Raw genomic sequence first — 20,405 nt, forward strand, 5'->3', positions numbered from 1 at the left:
TCTGTGAGAGAGTACAGGTAATGGATAAAATCGTTATTGAGGGTGGTTACCCCCTGCATGGTGAAATAGCGGTCAGTGGCGCGAAAAACGCGGCCCTGCCTCTGATGGCGGCCTGTCTGCTCACGGCTGAGCCGCTGGTTCTCCGGAACGTGCCGGATCTCCGTGACACCAGAACCTTTCTTTCCCTCCTGGAATCGTTCGGCGTCAAATGGCAGAAGGAAGGCACCACCCTGGTCCTCGATGCCAGGGAACTCACCAGCTATGAGGCGTCCTATGAGCTGGTCAAGACCATGCGCGCCTCGGTGCTGGTGCTGGGGCCGCTGCTGGCCAGGCTGGGCCGGGCCAGGGTTTCCCTGCCCGGCGGTTGCGCCATCGGGGCCAGGCCCATCAACTTTCATCTGCAGGGCCTGGAAAAATTAGGCTCCCGGTACGAGCTCAGCCAGGGATATGTGGATGCGACGGCCGGCCCGCGGCTTACGGGCAATACCGTCTATTTCGACGTCCCCTCGGTGGGCGGGACCGAGAACATTCTCATGGCCGCCTCCCTTGCCGAGGGGACGACCACCATTAAAAATGCTGCCCGGGAGCCGGAAATCGGCAATCTGGTGGATCTGCTCGTCGCCATGGGTGGACGCATCAGGGGCAGGGGCAGCGATACCCTGGTGGTGGAGGGGGTGAAAAAGCTGCACGGCGCCGATCTTGCCGTCATCCCGGACCGCATCGAGACCGGCACCTATCTCATCGCCGTGGGCGCGGTGGGGGGCGAGGCCACGGTGACCAACTGCAATCCGCAGCATCTGCCTTCCCTCCTTGAAAAACTGCGCTCCGCCGGCCTTTTCATCGAAGAGGGTCCGGACCGCATCCGCGTTGCCAGGAAGGGCCCCATCCACAGCGTGGACATCAAAACCATGCCCTTCCCCGGCTTTCCGACCGATCTGCAGGCGCAGATCATGGCCCTGATGACTTTGAGCGACGGCTTGAGCGTCATAGCGGAGACCATCTTTGAAAACCGTTTCATGCATGTGGCCGAGTTGCGGCGGATGGGAGCGGATATAAAGATTGACGGGCACAGCGCCATTGTCACCGGCACCGGCCGCTTGAGCGGCGCGCCGGTCATGGCCACCGATCTCCGGGCCAGCGCTTCATTGGTGGTGGCCGCCCTGGCCGCGGAGGGGGAGACCCATATTTCCCGCGTGTATCATCTCGACCGTGGCTATGACAATCTGGTTGGCAAACTTTCCGAGGCTGGAGCGCGCATCCGACGGGAAAAGGAATAAGCTCAGACCGGCAGTGTGATGCTGACCGTGGTTCCCTCCTGTTCCCTGCTGCTGATGCGGAGGTTGCCGCCGTGTTCGTCGATGAGTTTGTAGACCATGGCCAGGCCCAGGCCTGTGCCGTCCGGTTTGGTTGTGAAATACGGGTCAAGAACCCGCTCGATGATATCCTCCGCAATGCCGTGTCCGGTGTCCTCCACCCTGATCTCCATGGTTCCCTCCTGGCTTCCCTCCCTGACCACGACCCGCAGGCTGCCGCCTTCTTCCATGGCCTGCAGGCTGTTGAGGTAGAGGTTGAGAAGGACCTGATTGAGACGATCCCGGTCCAGGGGAATTTTTTTACGGGTAAGTTCCAGGTCGTAGCCCACCTCCACACCCAGGGCCTTGGCATCGCTTTGGATAAGCTTGAGTGAGCCGGCTATGAAGGGTTCTATCTCCACCTCTTCAATGTGTAACGGATGGGGACGCGCATAGGTGAGCAGTTCGGTGATGCTGCGATTTAAGCGTTCGACCTCATGGATCATGAGGTTGGCCGCCTCTTTTTCCTCGCTCTGTTCGGCAAAGCGGGAACCAAGGAGGGTGGCGAAGCCCTTGATGGAACTTAAAGGATTTCTCACCTCATGGGCCACGCCGGCCGCCATCTTTCCCAAGGCAACCAGGCGATCGTGCCGGCGGATTTGCGCTTCGAGGCGTTTGACCTCCGAGAGGTCGTAAATCAGGGTTACCCTGCCCAGGTGCGCTCCCTGCTTGTCGGCAATGGGAACCGAGCTTACATGGAGATGGGCGGCCGACGTCGACTCCGGCGGCCAGCTGAGTTCCCGGTCGATGATTTCCGTTGCTGCTTGGGCAAGTTCCGGCAGAGCCTGAAAAAAATCAGGCAGGGCACTGACAAGCGGCTGCCCCAGAATGTTCCCGCTGTTTTTCCCGAGCAGGGTGGCCGCTGCCTGGTTGAAGGTCTGGACCTGGCCCAGGGTGTTTGTGGCGATGATGCCCACCGGCAGCCGGGAGATGAGCAGATCGGTGAAGGCCTGCATGTTCATCAGGGTTTTTTGCGAAGAACGGTAGCTCTGGGCGGTGAGCAGGGCGATCCAGCCGCCAATGGCGACCAGCAGCATGGCGATGGACATGAAGACCATATGGTAGAGGTCTTCCCGGATAACCTTTTCCTGTTCCGCCATATCAAGCCCGACCACGATCTGGAGGTTGCCCTCAAGAAAGGGGCCATTAAAGGGGCCATTGCCGATAAAATTCTGGCAGCCGCTCCCCGGCCCCATGGGCTGGGGCGACTTCTCAGGCGTACTCCCCGGCGCCTGCCGCATCAGCATCTGTCTTCTGAAAAATTGGCCTCTGCCGCCGTGAAACGGTTTAAAGGGAGCCATCACCTCGAAGACCTTGTTGTTCTTCACATGATCGGTGATGATCTGGTGTCTGGTGGCGGGGGGGAGTTTTCCTTCTCCGGGCAGCGGGTGGTCCAACCGGCTGTTGATCATCGCGGGATTGCTGTGGGCGATGACCTTGCCCTTGCCGTCCACCACCGCGATATAGAGGATGTTGGCTTCGCCGGAGGCCTGCTCGATGAGGTGCTGCACCTGTTGGCTGTTGGTGATGCCCATCATCATGGAGGCCCTGGAGCCGGCCCCCACCAGATGGATAAGCGCCTCTCCTTTGTTGATGAGGCTTTCCGTCATTATCCTTTTTTCCCGTTGCAGATTGTTGACGGCAAAAACAATGACTATGGCGATGAGCATGCCGATGGCGGCGGCGAGGATCCAGGGCGATGCATAGGCGAATGGAGGGGTGAGGGAGGATTTTTTCTCTAACATGGTCGCCAGTCCGGGGTGGAATTGAGGTTTGTGGTTGGTGGGACTTAAAGCATAATAAAGTTGTTGGCTTGGTAAACAAATCAAATTCAGGCGGGCCTGAGACGCTCGCGATGATTTTTTTGTTCTCCTTAGGGATTGCAAATCCCATTCCCTGCCCGTCATCCGGCCATGAAAAATTCTCCGGCCGGGCTGCCGTCGGAAAGTGAGGAGGGGTTGTCCGGCCTTCTCTTCCCTGCGGCTGGGTAAAAAATAATCAGGCCAAGGGGAAGATGCGTAAAAAGTATCCAATATTCCCCGTGCGGGAGGGGGGAGTTTTTGCCCTGCCTGTGCCGTGGTGTGCTAACTTCTTGAAATAAAATCGTTTTATTATTTTTTCCTCTCCTGGCATGGTTGTTGAAATACAACAGGGTGAACAAGGGATTCAACAAACCAATTCACCACAATACACCATGGAGGAGGCACCATATGAAAAAAACATTACTTACCATCGCGGCAGTCGCCACAATCGGATTGGCCGGCTTTCAGCTGGCCGAGGCGCGTCCTTGGGCGGGCGGACCCGGCTACATGATGGGTGGTCCTGGTTGCGGCCAGCAGGTTGACGAGGAAACCGCCAAAGCCCGGGAGAAGTTTTTCAGCGAGACAACCGAGCTGCGCAAGAACATGTTCGCGAAGAGGGCCGAGCTTGATGCCGTGCTGAACGCCACGAACCCGGATGAAAAGAAGGCCGCCAAGCTTTCCGCGGAGTTGTTCGACCTGCGGGAGGCAATGCATAAAAAAGCCACCGAAAGCGGCATTGCCGGTCGGGGGATGGGCGGCGGCTATTTCTGTAATGGCCCCGGCGGCGGGCCGGGCGCCGGACCTGGTGGCCGGGGCATGGGCTATGGGCCTGGGGGCTGTCGGTTTTAGTTGAAAAAACTTTCGAAGCGCGTCTTGGGGAAGGGCGGGGTCGCTGTGCGATTCCGCCCTTATTTTTTTGACTCGCCCGCCGCTTTCTTCAGGGCGGCGCTGTGGACGTGCCCGGCATAATGCACGGCGCTTTTGCCGGAGATCGGATCAAAGGCGCTCGGGTCAGCCTGGCAGAGGTATTGTACCTCCCGGGCATAATTGACCAGAGCCTCGGACAGGGATTGGCCGATGATCTTCGCGAGCGCCTCCCAGGTTGCGCCGCAGGAGGCTCCGCGCACCACCCTGGCGCTGGTGATGCGGTCTTCCGCGTCCAGGTCGAGGTCGAGCTCCGGGAAGCCGAATTGCTCGCCGTAGGCGCCAAGACCGCCAAGGCGACCGAGCCCGCAGCAGGTGAAGGGGGTAATGGCGTCCTGGGTTTTCCTGCCGGAGGCAATGAGGGGGATTTTTTTGTCGCGGCAGAGCCTGCTCAGGTGGGCGAGGAGATCAGGATGCCTGAGAAAGCTCAAAACCAGATCGGCGCGGAAATCCTCGGGAAGGAATTGTTCCGGATCATCAATAAAATCAGGAAGAGGTGCATCGATATTGTAAATTTTGCTTATGCTGATGCCCTGGCCGTATTTTTCGATTCCGCTTACCTTTTTGTCGCCGGAACCCTTTTCCTGGAAGATGACGAGCGTGGTGGCGCTGACAGTGTCAGGATGGGCCGGGGGGGATTGGTGGGGCATGGCAGTACCCTGGGAAAGCATCCGCGGTTTAGATATCTGGTGAACAGGTAGCGTTATAGCGTGGCAGGCTGAAAAGCGAAAGGGATTTTGCGAAACCCGTTAACTTGCCACGGTGGAACCGAGCTGGGGCCTTTTTCATGTATGCTGACGTCATCCTGTTTGGTCGGCGCCGGAAAGGCATTGCTGCCAATGGTTGTTTCCTGGCCCACCGTCAGTTCATTCGTATTGTGCCCTGTTCCTGGTGGTCGGAGGCTTCCCTTACCATGTCGTAGAGCAGGGTCAGCATGGAAGATTCGATCGTTTCATAAGGAAGACCGAGAAACAGGGCAAGATCGTCAATTTCGATGCCGGCGCCGAAATGCTCTTCGGCAATGAGAATCTTGAGAAAATCCTCCCGCACAAAAGCACGCATCTCCACATCGAGATCCTGCAGGGTATCGCAGGCCTGGTCGTAGGTAAGGCCTTGCGCAAGGTTTACCCGCAGTTTTTGTACAGCACGCTCATATTCTCTATGCATCCCCTTAGAAAATTGTGCATACTGAGGTACCTTGGTGCAATTCATGATCTCCCCCTTTTTCCGTATTATTCGAACGGCAGCCGTCAGGTGCCCTGTGTTCTTGGTCCGGGAGGCTACTATTCTTCTTTGTAGCATAAAAAAATGATTGATAAAACAACAAAAATACCTAGTATAATCCCCGTATTTTGTCTGGGGTTCTGAAAAAAAAGGAATGGCATGTTGCTGAAGCGGGAAAGATTGAAACGCAATGTTCTGGCGCTTGCCGTCCTGTGTCTGCTCGTCCATGCCACGGCCTCCCTTGCCCGGCTTGCTTCCTTGCCGGATGAGGATCTGTTGGCAACGGCTTATGGCGGTGGTGAGCAGCTGCGCTATCGGGTGAGCTGGCTGGGGCTTACGGCCGGCGAGCTTTTCATGGAAATCCGCAGGCTCCCCGGGGAAACCGAGCAGTATGCCCTGGAGGTCATTGCCAAGTCCGCCGGGCTGTTGGCTGTTTTCTATCCCATCGAGGACCGCTTCCTGACCATCGTGGAAGGAAGGCAGCGCCTGCCGGTGCTTCATGAAATGGATCAACGGGAAGGGCGACGGGAGAACAGGAAGCTGACCCTCTATGATCAGGAGACCTATGTGGTCACCTACCAAAAAAATGAGGAGGAGCCAGAGGTGTATCAGCTGGACGGGCCGGCCCACAACGAATTTTCCTCTTTTTTCTTTCTGCGGGCTCTTGGTTTCAGCGATGCCGCTGAAATCGTGGTGCCCACCTTTGCCGATAAAAAGCGGCATGAGGTTGTGGTTTCTCTTGAGGGCGGAGAGGAGATTGATACGGTGTTCGGCAGAAAAAAGACCGTCAAGGTTCAGCCCCATCTCAAATTCAAGGGGCTTTACGAAAAAGTTGGGGATCCGCTTATCTGGCTCACCGATGATGCGCGGCGCATTCCCGTCAGGATCGAGGCCAGGATCGTCATCGGCTCTCTCACTTCCCGGCTGGTGGAGTATCGTAGCGCCGATCTCTGCGCCAAGGCTACAGACAGCGGAGAAGAATCTCCCGCACCGTCTCGGGCGGATAGTGACTAAGCCGCCAGAGGCGCGCCTGCTCCCTGGTGTTTTCGCAGATGGCGGCAAGATCGCCGGCCGGAATGCCAAGCTCGCCCAGGGAAGTCGGGGCGCCGATTGAACCCAGCCATTCCTTGAAATGCCGTATTCCCGCCCGGGTCCGCTCTCTTTCCCCGGAAGCGGTGATGCCCAGCACTCTTGCGGCAAAAAGGGCGATGCGGGCAGGATTCCTCTCGGCCTGATAGGCCAAAAGACCCGGAAGCAGGGAGGCCAGACCGGCACCGTGGGGCACATCATAGAGAGCGCTCAAGGAGTGCTCGATCATGTGGCCGGGAAATTCGACCCTGCCAAGTCCCGCAGAACTCAGGCCGTTTAAGGCCAGACTGCTCGCCCACATGAGATTGGCGCGGGCCTGGTAGTCACCGGGGCTTGCCAGGGCCTGTCCGCAGCTTTCCATCAGGGTGCTGATCAGGCCTTCGCTGTAACGATCCTGCAGAGGAGTGAAGAGTTCTTCCCGGAAGAGGTAGAATTCGAGCAGATGGCAGATGGCATCCACGGCGCCGTTGGCGGTGGCCGCGGCCGGAAGGGTATAGGTGAGAGTCGGGTCGAGGATGGCGACCTTGGGAAAGAGATGCCTGTTGCCGATGCCGATCTTCTGCCGGGTCTCGCCATTGGAAAGGACCATGCCGCTGTTTGTTTCGGAGCCGGAGCCCGCCACGGTGGGAATGGCGATTACGGGCAGGGAGGTTTTGATGCTTTTCCTGCCTTTAAAAAAAAGCCAGACGTCATGCGCGACCGGCGTACCGGCGGCAATGGCTTTGGCGCAATCTATAACGCTTCCCCCACCCAGCGCGACAACGACCTCGACGCCTTCAGCCCGGGCCAGCTGGATTCCGGCCCGGGCCTGGGCAAGAAGCGGATTGGGCCTGACCCCGCCGTGTTCAACAACGCTGAGTCCTGCCGCCAGCAGGGACGCGAGCACTGCCTGCTGGCGGCCGTGGATTTTGCCGCTTTCCCTTCCGGAGACCAGCAGGGTCTTTTTGCCATGTGCGGCAACCTCCTGCCCGACCCGCGCGAGACAATCCCGCCCAAAGAGAATCCTGGTAGGGTTCTGGAAGACGAAGTCCCGCATCGACGCTGTTATTCCGAAGAAGAACCGGCAAAGACGCGGGTGAGGCGGACAAAATCCTCGATGCTCAGGCGCTCGGCCCGCGTCTCCGGCCTGATCCCCGCCCTCAGGAGGAGGGTGCCCATCTCTTCTTTGGCTATTTCGGGAAATTGCCCGGCGCTCAAGGCATTGCGCAGGGTCTTGCGCCGTTGCTGGAAGGCCGCGTTGACGACCCGCCGGAGCAGTGTTCCGTCATGGGCCGGCAGTTTGGCCACCCTGTCCGGTATCGGCGTAAAACTGATCCTCACCACCACCGAATCAACCTTTGGTCTGGGGTGGAACTGGCCAGGCCCGACCTGCATCAGGGTTTTCACCGTGGCGCAACCGGCAAGCAGCACCGAAAGAACCCCGTACTCCCTGGTCCCCACCGCGGCGGTAAGGCGCTGTCCCACCTCTTTCTGCAGCATCAGCACCGCCCAGGCAAGGTGGGCACGATTTTCGACCAGTTTGAAGAGGAGCGGGTTTGAGATGGAATAGGGCAGATTGGCGAGAATTTTCAAAGGGCCCCCGGTTTCCCTTGCCAGGGCCGGGAAATCAGCCTTGAGGAGATCCTGGTGCATCAGGGAGACATTGGCCGGCAGATCCTGCTGTTCCTGGTGATAGCTTATGATCCCGGCATCGAGTTCGATGCCGATGACCTGCCTGACCCGCTCGGCCAGCGGCAGGGTGAGCGAGCCAAGGCCGACCCCGAGTTCGATGGCGGTATCCGTGGCGGCAATGCCGGAAAGATCAATGATTTTTTCCGCGGTCTGGCGATGCACCAGGAAGTTCTGGCCAAGTTTTTTGCTGGGCGCAAGCCTGCGCTCGGCAAGGATTTTTCGGATTGGCGGATCGTTGCTCATGGGCGCGCCTCTCAGTTGAGGATATGTTTTTCCTGTTGTCTCTTCCGCAGGGTGGTGAAAAACCTCAGGGAGAGAAGGTAGCCGGCAATGGTGAAGGGGGTCGCGAGAAGGATGCCGCCCAAAAGCATGACCGCGACGGAGTCAAGGCCGAGCCGGCCTATGCTGGCAAGGATTTCCTGAAAATCGGCCCCGGAGTTGATGCGGACCAGCAGGCCCTTGATCCGCTCCCAGCTCAGATGGCCCGGCAGCAGCAGACTGCCGATGCGCCAGGAGAAATAGTACTGGGGCAGCATGGTGAGCGGATTGCTGATCACCACCGAGGCAATCAGGCCGGCGATGATGTTGCCGCGCAACAAGCCGGCCAGGCCGATGATAAGGACGGTATGCAGCGGCAAGGTCGGGGTGACTCCGACAAAGAGGCCGATGGCGACCCCGAGGGCCAGGGAATGGGGATCCCCCTGCAGGCGGAGAACCTTGAGGTAATAGTATCTGGCAAGACGTTGCGGCTTCATGGCCGGGATCGTTGCCAGGCCGGGCCGTAACTGTGCCGGCTGCCGGGGGTGCCTGGATGGATGAACTGGGAGCGCGAGTACGCATCCGTGTCCAGGGAGGTGGTGGCGCATTCGCCGAAGTGAAAATGGCCTGCCAGGGCGATCATCGCCGCATTGTCCGTGCAGAACTCGGGTGAGGGCATGAAAACCTTGAGGCCGTTTTCCGTTCCGCGCAGTTTCAGGTATTCGCGCAGTCTGGGATTGGCGGCGACACCGCCGGCCAGGGTGAGGTTGGCAATGCCGTGTCCCTGCGCCGCCCGGATCGCTTTTTCGGCAAGCACCTCAACCACGGCCTCCTGGAAGGAGGCGCAGATGTCTGCCGCGGAAAAGGGTTCCCCCTTCTGCTGAAGCTGATACACCTGGCCTGCCACCGCGGTTTTTAGACCGCTGAAGCTGAAGTCGAGGCTGTCCGCCTCCAGCCAGGCCCGCGGGAAGGAAAAAGCCCCCGGGTTTCCTTCCCTGGCCAGTCGGCTGATGGCAGGACCTCCCGGATAGGGAAGGCCCAGGATCTTGCCGACCTTGTCAAAGGCCTCGCCTGCCGCATCATCCCGGGTTCTGCCCAGGGGGATGAAGGTGAGGGCGTCCTGGACCAGAAAGAGGCTGGAGTGACCGCCGGAGGCGATCAGGGCGACGTAGGGGAATTCCGGTTTTTCTTCTTCCAGGAAGGGGGAGAGAAGATGGCCGACAATATGGTCGACGCCCACGTACGGGATTCCCTGCACAGCGGAAATGGTCTTTGCAAAGGAAAGACCGATGAGAAGGGAGCCGATCAGCCCGGGGCCCTGGGTAACGGCAATGCCTTCGATTTCGGCAAGGGAGACGCCCGCCTGCCGCAAGGCGGCTTCCACGACCGGATAAATATTTTCCAGGTGTTTGCGGGAGGCGAGTTCCGGGACCACGCCTCCATAGGCGCTGTGCAGGGCCACCTGGGAGTTGATCACGTTGCTCAACAGGGCGTGGCCGTCACGGAGCACGGCGGCGGCTGTCTCGTCGCAGGAACTTTCAATGCCGAGTATGAGCATGGGTGGATTTCTCGAATGGGCCACGTTAGGCAAGGAGAGTATGCAAAAAGCCTGTTGACGAAAGGAACGCGCCGGCGTACCTTAACAAACTCCTGCGAGAACGCGAAAAGTTGTGCGGTGAATGATTCATCCCGCCTATTTAGCAGGAATGCGCAAAAAAATCAAAGATTCCTCACCCCGAAGAAGATGACCACAACCAGCGGAGCAGCACCCATGGAGGCTCTATCCGGCCAGAATGCCGCCGGAGGACTGGAACGGTCCTTGCGGCAAAAAGAGGATATGCGTCTGACGGACACCTTTGCCCGTTCCATCAGCTACCTGCGTATCTCCTTGACCGACCATTGCAATCTCCGCTGTCTTTATTGCACGCCCCAGGAAGAACGTGACAAGCTGCAAAGCGGGGAGTTGCTCAGCTACGAGGAGCTGTTGCGGGTGGTGCGACTCGCCGTTTCCCTCGGCATCGAAAAGGTACGTCTCACCGGCGGCGAGCCTCTGGTGCGGCGGGATATCCTTTCGTTTATCAGGGAGATCGCCCGGATTCCGGGGCTGAACGATATCCGGCTTACCACCAATGGGGTTTTGCTGGCGGACCACGCCGAGGAGCTGCGACGGGCGGGGATCAGCAAGCTGAATATCAGCCTGGATACGCTCAAACCCGAGCGGTTTCAGGAGATTACCGGAGTAGACGCATTTGCCCGGGTGTGGGCCGGGATCATGAAGGCCCGCGCCCTGGGCTTTTCGCCGATCAAACTGAACATCGTCGCTTTAAAGGGGATCAATGATGATGAGTTCATCGATTTCGCCAGATTGACCCTGACGGAGCCGCTGCAGGTCCGTTTCATCGAATTCATGCCCATCGGCGCCTCATCGGTCTGGAACAGGGAAAAGTACATCAGCTCGCAGGCCATCATGGAGCTGCTGCGCCCGCTTGGCGAACTCGAACCGCAAGCCTCCAAACGGATGGACGGCCCGGCCCGCGTTTTCCGGCTGCCGGGGGCGGTGGGAAGTCTTGGCTTCATCAGCCCCATCAGCCATCATTTCTGTGACCGCTGCAACCGGCTGCGGCTTACCTCGGAAGGCAAGCTGCGCTCCTGCCTCCTCTCCGATCAGGAGACGGACCTCAAGGCCCGGTTGCGTGGCGGGGCCACGGATGATCAGCTCAGGGAGCTCATCGTGGCCACCATTTTAAACAAGCCCAAGGGCCACACCCTTTCAACGGAAGGGGGCAGCAACTGTCACGGCAAGATGTCGAGGATCGGCGGGTAGTCGCGGTAGAAAAGACATCGGGCCGATGTCTGACCGCAATGCGCGGGTCGGTACCATTGCCTGGCGAACCGAGACAGAAGAGATTTTTCACCCCGTCGCTGCCGGCTAATCGCTCACGCGCGGGTAGGAGCCCAGCCACTCGAAGTACGAGCAGATTCCCTTCAGTTTTCCGCAGCCCTCCCGGACAATGTCGTCCTCCATGTGTCCCAGCATATCGATGAAAAAGAGGTAGCGGCCAGGTTCATCCTTGACCGGGCGGGATTCGATTCTGGTCAGGTTGATGGAGCGCTGGGCGAGTATGGCCAGGGCCTCGTTCAAAGCGCCGGGACGATCCAGCAGCCCCACCAGGATCGATGTTTTATCCTTGCCGCTTTTGGAGGGGGAGTCCTTGCCGATCAGGAGGAAGCGGGTGGTGTTGCCCCGGTAGTCCTCAATGCCCTTGGCCACGGTCTGCAGCCGATAGGTTTTGATGGCAAGGGCGCTGGCGATCGCCGCGGTGCCCGGATCCTCGGTGGCCATCCTGGCGGCGACGCCGGTGCTGAATACGTCCTGGGTCGGGATGTTGGGCAGGTGCTTCTTCAGCCATTGCCGGCATTGGGCCAGGGGTTGCGCGTGGGAAACCACCAGCCTGATATCAGCCATCTCCCCGGACTGGTTGACCAGATTATGGACGATGGGGAGGTTCAGTTCCCCGCAGATTTTGACGTTGTATTTGATGAAGGAATCAAGCGTCGAGGTCACCGCGCCTTCGATGGAATTCTCCACCGGCACAATGCCGTACTCGGTGCGGCCTCTTTCCACCTCGATAAACGTATCCTCAATGGTTTCCATTGCCCGATAGATGGCCGCGTGGCCGAAATATTTCACCCCGGCCAGGTGGGAAAAGGTCGCCTCGGGACCAAGGTAGGCCACCTCCACCATCTTCTGGGAAAGGCGGCAGGTGGTGATGATTTCATGGAAGATGCTCAACAGGGCCTGCTCGGGGAAAAGGCCCTCGTTTTCGGCCAGCAGGCGGTCAAGAATCTCCCGCTCCCGCAGGGGATCCCATTTCGCCTTGTTTTTCATCGCCTTGAGTTCGCCTATTTTTCTTGCACACTGGAGGCGGTCTTTGAGGAGGCCTAACACCCGGCTGTCGATGGCATCAATCTGGCGGCGAACATCGGCCAGGGTAAGTTCTTTTTTCTTTTCCATAAGGAGATTGCGGTGTGGGGTTGGGGTTTCAGCTCAGCGCAGGGTTGTTGCCTGCCGCGAACGCTGATTTTTTGCCGTACGCATGCGAAAATAAGGAAAAGCCGCAAAACGGCGACATTGAGTCAGTGGCCCGCAACAGGGAAAACCGTTCCCGCGGACCTTGTCGCGACGCCACCATTTGTTAATCATATCCTGCCGGAAAATAAAAGGGAAAAGTGTTTGCCTAAGGGAGTTGAAATCATGACACGAAGCGAGGGGGAGGGTTATTAACTTCTTGCTTCTCTTGGAAGATAGAGTATCTTGAATTCATGAAAAATTCTGGGCTTTGCCGTGTTGTCACTGCAAGGCCCCTTTTATTCGAGGCAAATGAACGCCTTGGCAATTTGTCTTCCAGGCCGCGACCATGAAAGTTAAAAGCTGCATGCACAAAGACCTGATAACCATAGGCAAGAACGCCCTGCTTCAGGAGGCGGGTGTTTTGATGAAAAAGCATTCCATTCGTCATCTGCCTGTGGTTGAGGATGATCAGATGGTCGGTTTTATTACGGAAAGCGACTTGCGGCAATATTCCTTCCCTTCCCTGGAGAAGGATATCTATGTGCATGAGGTAATGGTCTTGAATCCCATTACCATCAATGTGAACGCCAGTATTGAAAGCGCGGCCCGACTGATTCACGATTATAAAATCGGCGGGCTGCCGGTGCTCGACAAGAAAAAACTGGTGGGGATCATCACCGCCATCGATCTGCTTTCCGCCTTCATCGACATGATGGGGCTGCTCCGCGCCTCGTCGCGGCTTGATGTGCTGGTTGCCAAAGGCAGCGGGGTCGAGGATGTGACAAGAATAATCAAAGAACATGGCTGCGAAATCATCAGTGTTGCGACGGAGAGCCACTCCTCACGCCGGAAACTCTACTGCTTCCGCCTGGAAAAAGGCGAAATCGACGAGGTGATTGAATCCCTTGAAGAGGCCGGACACAAGGTTGTTTCCGTGGTTGACTGAATTTTCGTTTCCACTGTTTTCCCCGATAAGGAGTTTCATTCATGACTGAATTCAAGGTTCAGAAAACATACGAAGAAATCAACGCCAGGATCAAGGCGGGCGAGGCCGTGGTTGTCACCGCCGAGGAGATGGTCGGCATCGTCAAGAAAAACGGAGCCGTTGAGGCGGCGAGAAAGGTGGACGTGGTCACCACCGGCACCTTTTCTCCCATGTGCTCCTCCGGGGCCTTTATCAATTTCGGCCATGCGAACCCGACCATCAAGGCCTGGCGGGCGTGGTTGAACAATGTGCCGGCCTATGCCGGGCTGGCCGCGGTTGACGTCTTTATCGGGGCGACCGAGCCGACGGAAGACGATCCTTTGAACAAGGTGTTTCCAGGTGAGTTTTTGTATGGCGGCGGGCATGTGCTTGAGGATCTTGTTGCCGGGAAGAAGGTACTTTTGAAGGCCATTGGCTACGGGACGGACTGCTATCCCAACAAAAACGTCGAGAAAGAGGTGACCCTGGCCGAGCTGCCCTACGCGCTGCTCGTCAATCCCCGCAACTGTTATCAGAATTACAACTGCGCCGTGAACCTTTCCGAGCGGACCATCTATTGCTACATGGGCACCCTCAAGCCCCACGGCAGGAACGCAACCTACTGCAGCGCCGGTGAATTAAGCCCCCTGATGAACGATCCCTTCTATAAGACCATCGGGCTTGGCACCAAGATTTTTCTGGGCGGCGGGGTCGGTTATGTGACCTGGCACGGCAGTCAGCATAACCCAAGGGCCATCCGCTCTGAAAACGGGACCACAAGAAGGCCGGCCGGGACCATGATGGTTCAGGGCGACCTGAAGCAGATGTCTTCCCGCTGGCTCAAGGGGGTGAGCATGCAGGGGTATGGCAGCTCGTTGGCGGTCGGCATCGGCGTTCCCATTCCCATCCTCAACGAGGAGATGGCCGCCTATACCGGTGTTTCCGATGCGGAAATCTTTACCCAGGTTGTTGATTATTCCTATGATTATTCCCATGGCGTGGCCCGCAACTACGGCGAGGTGAGCTACGCGCAGTTGAAGAGCGGCCAGATCGAGGTGAACGGGAAAATGGTGCCCACGGCCCCGCTTTCCAGCGTGGTGCGTGCCCGGGAGATTGCCGTGACCCTCAAGGATTGGATTGTCAGCGGGAAGTTCCTCCTGGAAAAGCCGATCCGCACCCTGCCCAGCGAGTAAGAACACTTTTTGCAGAGTAAATATAAAAAGCTCCAGACCATCCTCGCGCAACATGCCTCGGTTGCGGTTGCCTATTCCGGCGGCGTGGACAGCACTTTTCTTCTCCACACCGCCTGTGCGGTGCTGGGCCCCGGCAAGGTGACCGCCTTGCATGCCAAATCCCCCCTTCTTGCCCGGCAAGAGGCGGGACGGGTCAGCGTCGTCATCGAGACCCTTGGCTGCCAGGCAGCGTATTTCCAGGTAGATCCCTTCATCTGGCCGCAATTTGTCGCCAATCCCCCCAATCGCTGCTATCTCTGCAAAAAAAGGATTTATCAAACCATTCTGCGGAGCAGGATTCTCTCCGGTGGCGCGGTGCTGCTTGACGGCACCAACCATGATGATCTTCAGGAGTCCCGGCCGGGCCATGCCGCCATAGCCGAGTTGCGGGTGCAAACACCCCTTGCCGCCGCCGGGCTCACCAAAAAGGAAATTCGACGGCTCAGCCGTGAACACGGCCTTTCCACCTGGAATTCCTATTCCGCCTCCTGTTTCGCGACGCGAATCGCCCATGGTGAGCCCATAACCCCGGGAAAAATTTTGTTTGTCGCCAGCTGTGAATCATTTTTGGCAACGCTTGGCTTCAATGGCGTCCGGGTAAGGCTTTCCGGGCAGGTGGCCACCCTGGAGGTGGTGCGTGATGATCTTGACCGTGTTCAGGAAAAAGACGTAATTTCAATGATAAGCAATGAGTTTATGCGTTTGGGGGCAGGCCGGGTTCAGGTGAATCCCTGCGGAAGGCCCCCTCTTGACTTGTGACAAATATGTTATTTTTGGCCGGTTTTTAGGGGGGGCAATCAGCCGTTTTTTTCATATTTCATGGTACTTTTTGTTTGACAGCGCGGTTTTTTTGTTTGACAATCACATCACATGAGGCTAAATCCTCAGTAAGCAACTTACTTACGGCTTTGTAGAAGGCAGAGAATCTCTAAATTCACGAGGAGGAAGGAAAGGAAATGAACAAGAGTGAATTGGTCGAGAAAATGGCAAAGGCTGGCGGCATTAGCAAGGCAGCAGCTGAAAAGACCCTTGGTGGCATGCTCGACGCAGTTACCGCCGCATTGAAGAAGGGTGACAAGGTGACTTTGGTTGGTTTTGGTACCTTTTCCGTCGCCAAGAGGGCTGCTCGCCAGGGTCGCAATCCTCAGACCGGCAAGCCCATCACCATCAAGGCTCGTAAAGTTGCTCGCTTCAAGGCTGGCAGCAAACTTGCTGACACTGTAAAGTAATCTGATCAATTCAGACTCTTTACTGCAGTAAAAACAAAGGCAGGCATCCGCGGCGTGGGTGACTGCCTTCTTTTTTGTTGACGCCGGGAAATTCTCTGGTTACATATGGACCTCACTTATTTCCGACCGGAAGCGGTATCGGAAAAGAGGCGACCAAGACGATGTCGGGATGTGGCTCAGCCTGGTAGAGCACATGCTTCGGGAGCATGGGGTCGGAGGTTCGAATCCTCTCATCCCGACCAGAAAAATCAAGGGCTTGCGGGTTTTTCCGTGAGCCCTTTTTTTGTGGTTTGTCTGCACCTGATTACGCTGGGGGGGGGCACCCCCAGTTCCCGCCCTCTGCGGACCTGTTCTTTTCCGGTTTTGCCGGGGTCAGGCAGGCCTGTCGGCTGGAGTCTTACCGCTTACCGTGCAGGCGATTTCCCCCTGATGGAGGGTGATGGACAGCTCCTCGCCCATGTCAACCTCCGCCGCGCTTCGCACCACCGTTTCACCCCGCGTTTTTTTGACGATGGCATAGCCTCGGGCCAGGACGGCCAGAGGGCTTACCGCGTCAAGGATGCCGACGGCTCTTGCGAATCGGTTTTCACCGTCTGCCAAAAGGCGTTGCATGGCGCCCGTCATCTGCCTCTGCAGTTCCTGCACCCTGTATTGCTGATGATTGAGGCGCAGGGACGGATCCTGGCGGCAGAGGCGGTTGCGCATCCTTTCCAGGGAAAGTTCGTGGGCGTGGATCTGGCGCGAAAGTGCATATTGCAATGCGGCGGAAGCATGATCGGTGGCCAGGCGGAAATGGTCAAGCAGCGAGGTCGGATCCCCCAGAATCCTTCTTTGCGCCTGGACGGTGTGGCGCAGGGAGGAGAGCCTGTCTCTCATCGTTCTGGCGAGTTGCCTTGAGACGTTGCGGACCTGCGCCTGCAGCTGTGCCTGATTGGGGATTATCGCCTCAGCCGCTGCGGAAGGGGTTGGCGCCCGGAAGTCAGCCACGAAATCGGCGATGGTGAAATCGACCTCATGGCCGATGGCGGAGACGACGGGGATGGCGGAGTCGGCAATGGCTCTGGCCAACCGCTCTTCGTTGAAGGTCCACAGATCTTCCAGCGAGCCGCCGCCGCGGCAGAGAACGATGAGGTCGCTGCGGGGGCCCTGGTTGCAGAATTCGATGGCTGCGAGGATATCCTCAAGCGCGCCTTCTCCCTGAACCCTTACCGGTACGATTTCCAGGGGCAGCGAGGGGAACCGCTGGCCGGCTATCTTGAGAAAGTCATGCAGCGCCGCTCCTTGCGGAGAGGTGATCAGGGAGATTTTTTCGGGAAGCAGGGGCAGGAGCCTCTTCCGCTCCGGGGCAAAAAGCCCCTCTGACGCGAGCTTTTCCTTCAGCCGTTCAAAGGCGAGCTGCAGGGCGCCTGTCCCCTTGCCTTCCATGGTGTCGACAATGAGCTGGTACTCCCCCCTCGGCTCATACAGGGATATTCTCCCCCGGCACACCACCTCCATGCCGTCTTGTGGCTTGCAGGCGAGATAGCGCTGCTGGGTTTTGAAGAGCACGGCCTTGAGCTGCGCCGCCGCATCCTTGAGGGTGAAGTAGAGATGCCCTGAAAACGGGGTGCGCAGGTTGGAGATCTCGCCCACCACCGAGACAAAGGGGAATTGCACCTCCAGTACCCCGCGGATGGAGCGGGTGAGTTCGGTGACCGTCTGGATTCGTTCCTGGGTGTTCAATTGCATTTCAGATACCTAGCACAGGGGCGGGCAGGGAAACAAGGATTTTGTTTGCCCGGCCTCGGAGAGGCGTACCTGCGGTATCATCTGTAAATCACGGGTGATTTTTTTGCACCCACCATGTATAGTGTCTGAAAAACAGGGTCTATTTGCGAAAATAAGAAAAAGAGGATGAATGCATGTCTGACCAGGATACTTATTTTCAACAGGAAATACTGAACAAGCCGCTCCAGAAGCATGGTCTGCTTGAAGAGCTGAATCTGCCGCCCAAGGCGATCAAATTCATCCGGGAAAACCGCCGCAATCTCTTCATCGCTCTCTGCTGCCTGGTCGTCTCCATCCTGGCCTGGTCATCCTACACGCGCTATACGGCAAACCGGAACGACCGGGGGGCGGCGATGCTTGCCGAGGCCATGGCGCAGAATCTTCCGGAAAAGCGTCAAGAGCTTCTGAAACAGGTTCTCGCTGAATATGGGCGCACAGGTTCGGCAAAATGGGCCACGGTCGAACTGGGCCATCTTGCCTTTGAGTCGGGAAATTATGAGGAGGCGATCCGCAACTACCAGGAGGTGTTGCGCGATATTTCCGCGAAAAGCCCGTTGTTTCCCCTGGTGCAGCTGAATCTGGCCCAGGCCTATGAAAATAAAAAAATGCTGACCGAAGCTCTGGCCGCCTATCAGAAGCTTGCCGAGAAAAAAGGCTTTGCCGGCGAGGCGTATCTCGCCATGGCGCGGATTCATGAGGAGCAGGGCGCCCTGCCTCAGGCAAAGGAGATGTATCAGAAGGTGCTTGCCCTGGCGGAGACACCCGCTGCCAGCAAGGATCTGGTCCAGGCTAAACTTGACCGCCTGTGATCCGGGGCGTTTTGCGCAGTCTGGCAGGGCGGGGTGGGCCTGATGAGGATTATTGTCGAGCCGACTGAGATAACCGCGTGGGCGAACCAGGCCTTGCGGACAGGGAAGAGCATCGGCCTGGTGCCGACCATGGGCTACTTCCACGAGGGGCATCTCGCCTTGATGCGGCGGGCAAAAGAGTTGGCCGATCAGGTTGTGGTGAGCCTCTTCGTCAACCCGACTCAGTTCGCTCCTGGCGAGGATCTTGCCCGTTATCCAAGGGATTTCGTCAGGGACCGGCAACTTGCCGAGGCGCAGGGGGTGGATCTTCTTTTTGTCCCGGAAGTTTCCGGTATGTATTCCGAGGAAGCCAGGACCAGGGTGGTTGTTTCCGGTATCAGCCAAGGCCTGTGCGGCCGCAGCCGTCCCGGCCATTTCGAGGGGGTTGCCACGGTTGTCGCCAAGCTTTTTAATTTGGTAAAACCTCAGGTGGCCGTGTTCGGGGAAAAGGATTTCCAGCAACTGGCGGTTATCCGCAGGATGGTGGCGGATCTCAACTGGGACATCCGCATTGTCGGCCATCCCATTGTCCGCGAACCCGACGGGCTGGCAATGAGCTCAAGGAACTCTTACCTTTCTCCCGCGGAGCGGCGGAAGGCCCTCTGTCTGTATCAGGCCATATCCCATGCCCGCAAACGGTTGCGGGAAGGACTTTCCGAGGCAAAGGTGCTGCTCGCCGAGTTGCAGGAAATAATTTTGCGGCAGGAAGGGGTGGAAATAGATTATATCAGTTTCGTTTCCCCAGACGAGCTCACCCCGGTGGGTGTGCTGCAAGATGGAATTGTGCTCGCCATGGCCGTCAAGGTCGGCAAGACGCGGTTGATCGACAATGATACGCTCAAGGGGCCTGAGTCTTTGCCCTGAGGATTCGCGATCTTTGCTTTAAATTTCTCCCCAATCTCAAGAGACCGAAAATGCTGCGATATATGCTGAAATCCAAGTTGCACCGAGCCACGGTGACCGATGCCAACCTCAATTACGAGGGGAGCCTTACCGTGGACAAGACCCTGCTCAAGGAGGTGGATCTCTATCCTTCCGAGCGGGTGAAGATTTACAATGTCAATAACGGTGAACGTTTTGATACCTACATCATTGAAGGACCCGCGGATTCAGGGGTTATTGCCCTGAATGGCGCCGCCGCCAGAAAGGGCATGCCGGGAGACCTCATCATCATTGTCAGCTATGCCTTTTATACTCCCGAAGAGTTGCTTACCTATCAGCCCAAGATCGTTGTCCTTGACAAGGATAACCTCATCAAGAAGATCGTGCACACCGAGAAACTGCACCTCGAGTAAGGGGTGGCGCCTCTCCTTTGAAAAGAAATGATTTTACTGGTAGCAGCCACGGAAATGGAAGCAGCCCCCTTTCTTTCTCTCCGTAAGGGGGGAGGGGTGGAACTGCTTGTTTCCGGGGTGGGCCTTCTTGAAACCGCCGTCCGGCTCGGGCGGCGACTCTGCGAGGGCGGTGGCGATGTTTCCCTTGTCCTGAATTTCGGGGTGGCTGGCGCTTATCCTGGCGCGGGTGCGGAGATGCTTGACCTCTGCCTTGCCGAACAGGAGGTGTTGGGGGATTTCGGCATCTGTCATGGCGAGACCACCGAGCCTTTTGGCCATCATCTGGCAACGCGGGCGGTATTTTCCTTGTCTTCTTCCCATCTCGATCAGGCGGCGGATGTTCTGGCCGGCCACGGCTTTGCGGTGAAAAGGGGCGGCTTTGTCACGGTGCACGGAGCGAGCGCCACGGCCAGTCGTGGCCTTTCCCTGCAGAGGGCCCATGATGCCCTTTGTGAAAACATGGAAGGGGCGGCGGTGGCTCGGCTCTGTGCCGAGTTTTCAGTGCCCTGCCTTGAGTTGCGTGCGGTAAGCAACATGGTTGAAGACCGTAACCTGGCCAACTGGCAGCTCGCGGCGGCGAGCGAAAGATGCGCGGCCGCCGTTTCCGTGCTGCTTGCCGAACTGGCGATCAATTAGGCC

The 20,405-nt window shown here is 57.8% G+C and carries 21 protein-coding genes and 1 tRNA gene; 13 read left to right on the forward strand and 9 right to left on the reverse strand.

All coding sequences use genetic code 11. The annotated features are described in order from the left end of the window. The first annotated feature begins 20 nt into the window (after positions 1–20). On the forward strand, positions 21–1,277 hold the full coding sequence (gene murA / locus ACUUL3_RS05105) for a UDP-N-acetylglucosamine 1-carboxyvinyltransferase (protein ID WP_448555194.1): 1,257 nt from the start codon (positions 21–23) through the stop codon (positions 1,275–1,277). A 2-nt stretch (positions 1,278–1,279) separates the two neighbouring features. Here murA and ACUUL3_RS05110 read toward each other — a convergent pair whose 3' ends face one another. After that, complete coding sequence (locus tag ACUUL3_RS05110; protein WP_448555196.1) at positions 1,280–3,097, reverse strand: two-component system sensor histidine kinase NtrB; 1,818 nt, start codon at positions 3,095–3,097, stop codon at positions 1,280–1,282. Positions 3,098–3,562: 465 nt separating this feature from the next. On the opposite strand from ACUUL3_RS05110, the gene ACUUL3_RS05115 reads away from it, so the two are divergent. Then, a complete protein-coding gene (locus tag ACUUL3_RS05115; protein ID WP_448555198.1) occupies positions 3,563–4,003 on the forward strand; it encodes a periplasmic heavy metal sensor in 441 nt (146 codons plus the stop codon). A gap of 59 nt (positions 4,004–4,062) precedes the next feature. Here the strand turns inward: ACUUL3_RS05115 and dfsP are convergent, their stop codons facing one another. Together dfsP and ACUUL3_RS05125 are read right to left on the reverse strand one after the other, a co-directional pair. Then, on the reverse strand, positions 4,063–4,728 hold the full coding sequence (gene dfsP / locus ACUUL3_RS05120; protein ID WP_448555200.1) for a DUF166 family (seleno)protein DfsP: 666 nt from the start codon (positions 4,726–4,728) through the stop codon (positions 4,063–4,065). 211 nt (positions 4,729–4,939) lie between these two features. Further along, positions 4,940–5,245, reverse strand: a complete 306-nt coding sequence (locus ACUUL3_RS05125; protein ID WP_448555202.1) for a hypothetical protein — start codon at positions 5,243–5,245, stop codon at positions 4,940–4,942. Between the two features lie 216 nt (positions 5,246–5,461). Here ACUUL3_RS05125 and ACUUL3_RS05130 point away from each other — a divergent pair, with 216 nt between their 5' ends. Next, entirely contained in the window at positions 5,462–6,316 is an 855-nt protein-coding gene (locus tag ACUUL3_RS05130) for a DUF3108 domain-containing protein (protein WP_448555204.1), read from the forward strand. Here ACUUL3_RS05130 and ACUUL3_RS05135 read toward each other — a convergent pair. From ACUUL3_RS05135 to tsaD, 4 genes are read right to left on the reverse strand one after another with little or no spacing between them, the layout of a single operon-like run. After that, positions 6,264–7,427 carry an iron-containing alcohol dehydrogenase gene (locus tag ACUUL3_RS05135; RefSeq protein WP_448555206.1) on the reverse strand — a complete coding sequence of 388 codons (1,164 nt, stop codon included), beginning with the start codon at positions 7,425–7,427 and terminating at the stop codon, positions 6,264–6,266. The genes ACUUL3_RS05130 and ACUUL3_RS05135 overlap by 53 nt on opposite strands. Before the next feature lie 8 nt (positions 7,428–7,435). Beyond that, positions 7,436–8,305 carry a 16S rRNA (adenine(1518)-N(6)/adenine(1519)-N(6))-dimethyltransferase RsmA gene (gene rsmA / locus ACUUL3_RS05140; RefSeq protein WP_448555208.1) on the reverse strand — a complete coding sequence of 290 codons (870 nt, stop codon included), beginning with the start codon at positions 8,303–8,305 and terminating at the stop codon, positions 7,436–7,438. 11 nt (positions 8,306–8,316) lie between these two features. Continuing rightward, positions 8,317–8,817, reverse strand: coding sequence for a DUF2062 domain-containing protein (locus ACUUL3_RS05145; protein ID WP_448555210.1), 501 nt, complete (start codon positions 8,815–8,817; stop codon positions 8,317–8,319). Beyond that, entirely contained in the window at positions 8,814–9,878 is a 1,065-nt protein-coding gene (tsaD, locus tag ACUUL3_RS05150) for a tRNA (adenosine(37)-N6)-threonylcarbamoyltransferase complex transferase subunit TsaD (protein ID WP_448555212.1), read from the reverse strand. The genes ACUUL3_RS05145 and tsaD overlap by 4 nt, the downstream gene beginning before the upstream one ends. A gap of 186 nt (positions 9,879–10,064) precedes the next feature. Here tsaD and moaA point away from each other — a divergent pair, with 186 nt between their 5' ends. Next, positions 10,065–11,144, forward strand: a complete 1,080-nt coding sequence (moaA, locus tag ACUUL3_RS05155) for a GTP 3',8-cyclase MoaA (RefSeq protein ID WP_448555213.1) — start codon at positions 10,065–10,067, stop codon at positions 11,142–11,144. Between the two features lie 105 nt (positions 11,145–11,249). Here the strand turns inward: moaA and pheA are convergent, their stop codons facing one another. After that, a complete protein-coding gene (pheA, locus tag ACUUL3_RS05160; protein ID WP_448555215.1) occupies positions 11,250–12,335 on the reverse strand; it encodes a prephenate dehydratase in 1,086 nt (361 codons plus the stop codon). A gap of 403 nt (positions 12,336–12,738) precedes the next feature. Here pheA and ACUUL3_RS05165 point away from each other — a divergent pair, with 403 nt between their 5' ends. The 5 genes from ACUUL3_RS05165 (at position 12,739) to ACUUL3_RS05185 (ending at position 16,059) form a co-directional block, all read left to right on the forward strand. Then, positions 12,739–13,338 carry a CBS and ACT domain-containing protein gene (locus ACUUL3_RS05165; protein WP_448555217.1) on the forward strand — a complete coding sequence of 200 codons (600 nt, stop codon included), beginning with the start codon at positions 12,739–12,741 and terminating at the stop codon, positions 13,336–13,338. 41 nt (positions 13,339–13,379) lie between these two features. Then, complete coding sequence (locus ACUUL3_RS05170; RefSeq protein ID WP_448555219.1) at positions 13,380–14,549, forward strand: homocysteine biosynthesis protein; 1,170 nt, start codon at positions 13,380–13,382, stop codon at positions 14,547–14,549. A 9-nt stretch (positions 14,550–14,558) separates the two neighbouring features. Further along, positions 14,559–15,347: an ATP-dependent sacrificial sulfur transferase LarE gene (locus tag ACUUL3_RS05175; protein WP_448555221.1), complete on the forward strand. Its 789-nt coding sequence runs from the start codon at positions 14,559–14,561 to the stop codon at positions 15,345–15,347. A gap of 197 nt (positions 15,348–15,544) precedes the next feature. Continuing rightward, positions 15,545–15,817, forward strand: a complete 273-nt coding sequence (locus ACUUL3_RS05180; RefSeq protein WP_448555223.1) for an HU family DNA-binding protein — start codon at positions 15,545–15,547, stop codon at positions 15,815–15,817. 165 nt (positions 15,818–15,982) lie between these two features. Beyond that, positions 15,983–16,059, forward strand: a tRNA-Pro gene (locus tag ACUUL3_RS05185). Between the two features lie 130 nt (positions 16,060–16,189). Here the strand turns inward: ACUUL3_RS05185 and xseA are convergent. Next, the gene (xseA, locus tag ACUUL3_RS05190; protein ID WP_448555225.1) at positions 16,190–17,545 is read right to left on the reverse strand and encodes an exodeoxyribonuclease VII large subunit; all 1,356 of its coding nucleotides are present in this window, start codon (positions 17,543–17,545) and stop codon (positions 16,190–16,192) included. Between the two features lie 173 nt (positions 17,546–17,718). Here xseA and ACUUL3_RS05195 point away from each other — a divergent pair, with 173 nt between their 5' ends. The 4 genes from ACUUL3_RS05195 to mqnB are packed head-to-tail and all read left to right on the forward strand — an operon-like array spanning position 17,719 to position 20,402. Further along, positions 17,719–18,393, forward strand: coding sequence for a YfgM family protein (locus ACUUL3_RS05195; protein WP_448555227.1), 675 nt, complete (start codon positions 17,719–17,721; stop codon positions 18,391–18,393). 42 nt (positions 18,394–18,435) lie between these two features. Then, positions 18,436–19,296, forward strand: coding sequence for a pantoate--beta-alanine ligase (gene panC / locus ACUUL3_RS05200; protein WP_448555229.1), 861 nt, complete (start codon positions 18,436–18,438; stop codon positions 19,294–19,296). A 50-nt stretch (positions 19,297–19,346) separates the two neighbouring features. Beyond that, positions 19,347–19,727, forward strand: coding sequence for an aspartate 1-decarboxylase (panD, locus tag ACUUL3_RS05205; protein ID WP_448555231.1), 381 nt, complete (start codon positions 19,347–19,349; stop codon positions 19,725–19,727). 27 nt (positions 19,728–19,754) lie between these two features. Beyond that, positions 19,755–20,402 (forward strand): futalosine hydrolase, encoded by a 648-nt coding sequence (gene mqnB / locus ACUUL3_RS05210; RefSeq protein WP_448555233.1) that lies wholly within the window; start codon positions 19,755–19,757, stop codon positions 20,400–20,402. The last annotated feature ends 3 nt before the right edge of the window (positions 20,403–20,405 follow it).

The sequence above is a fragment of the Thiovibrio sp. JS02 genome, assembly GCF_053485635.1.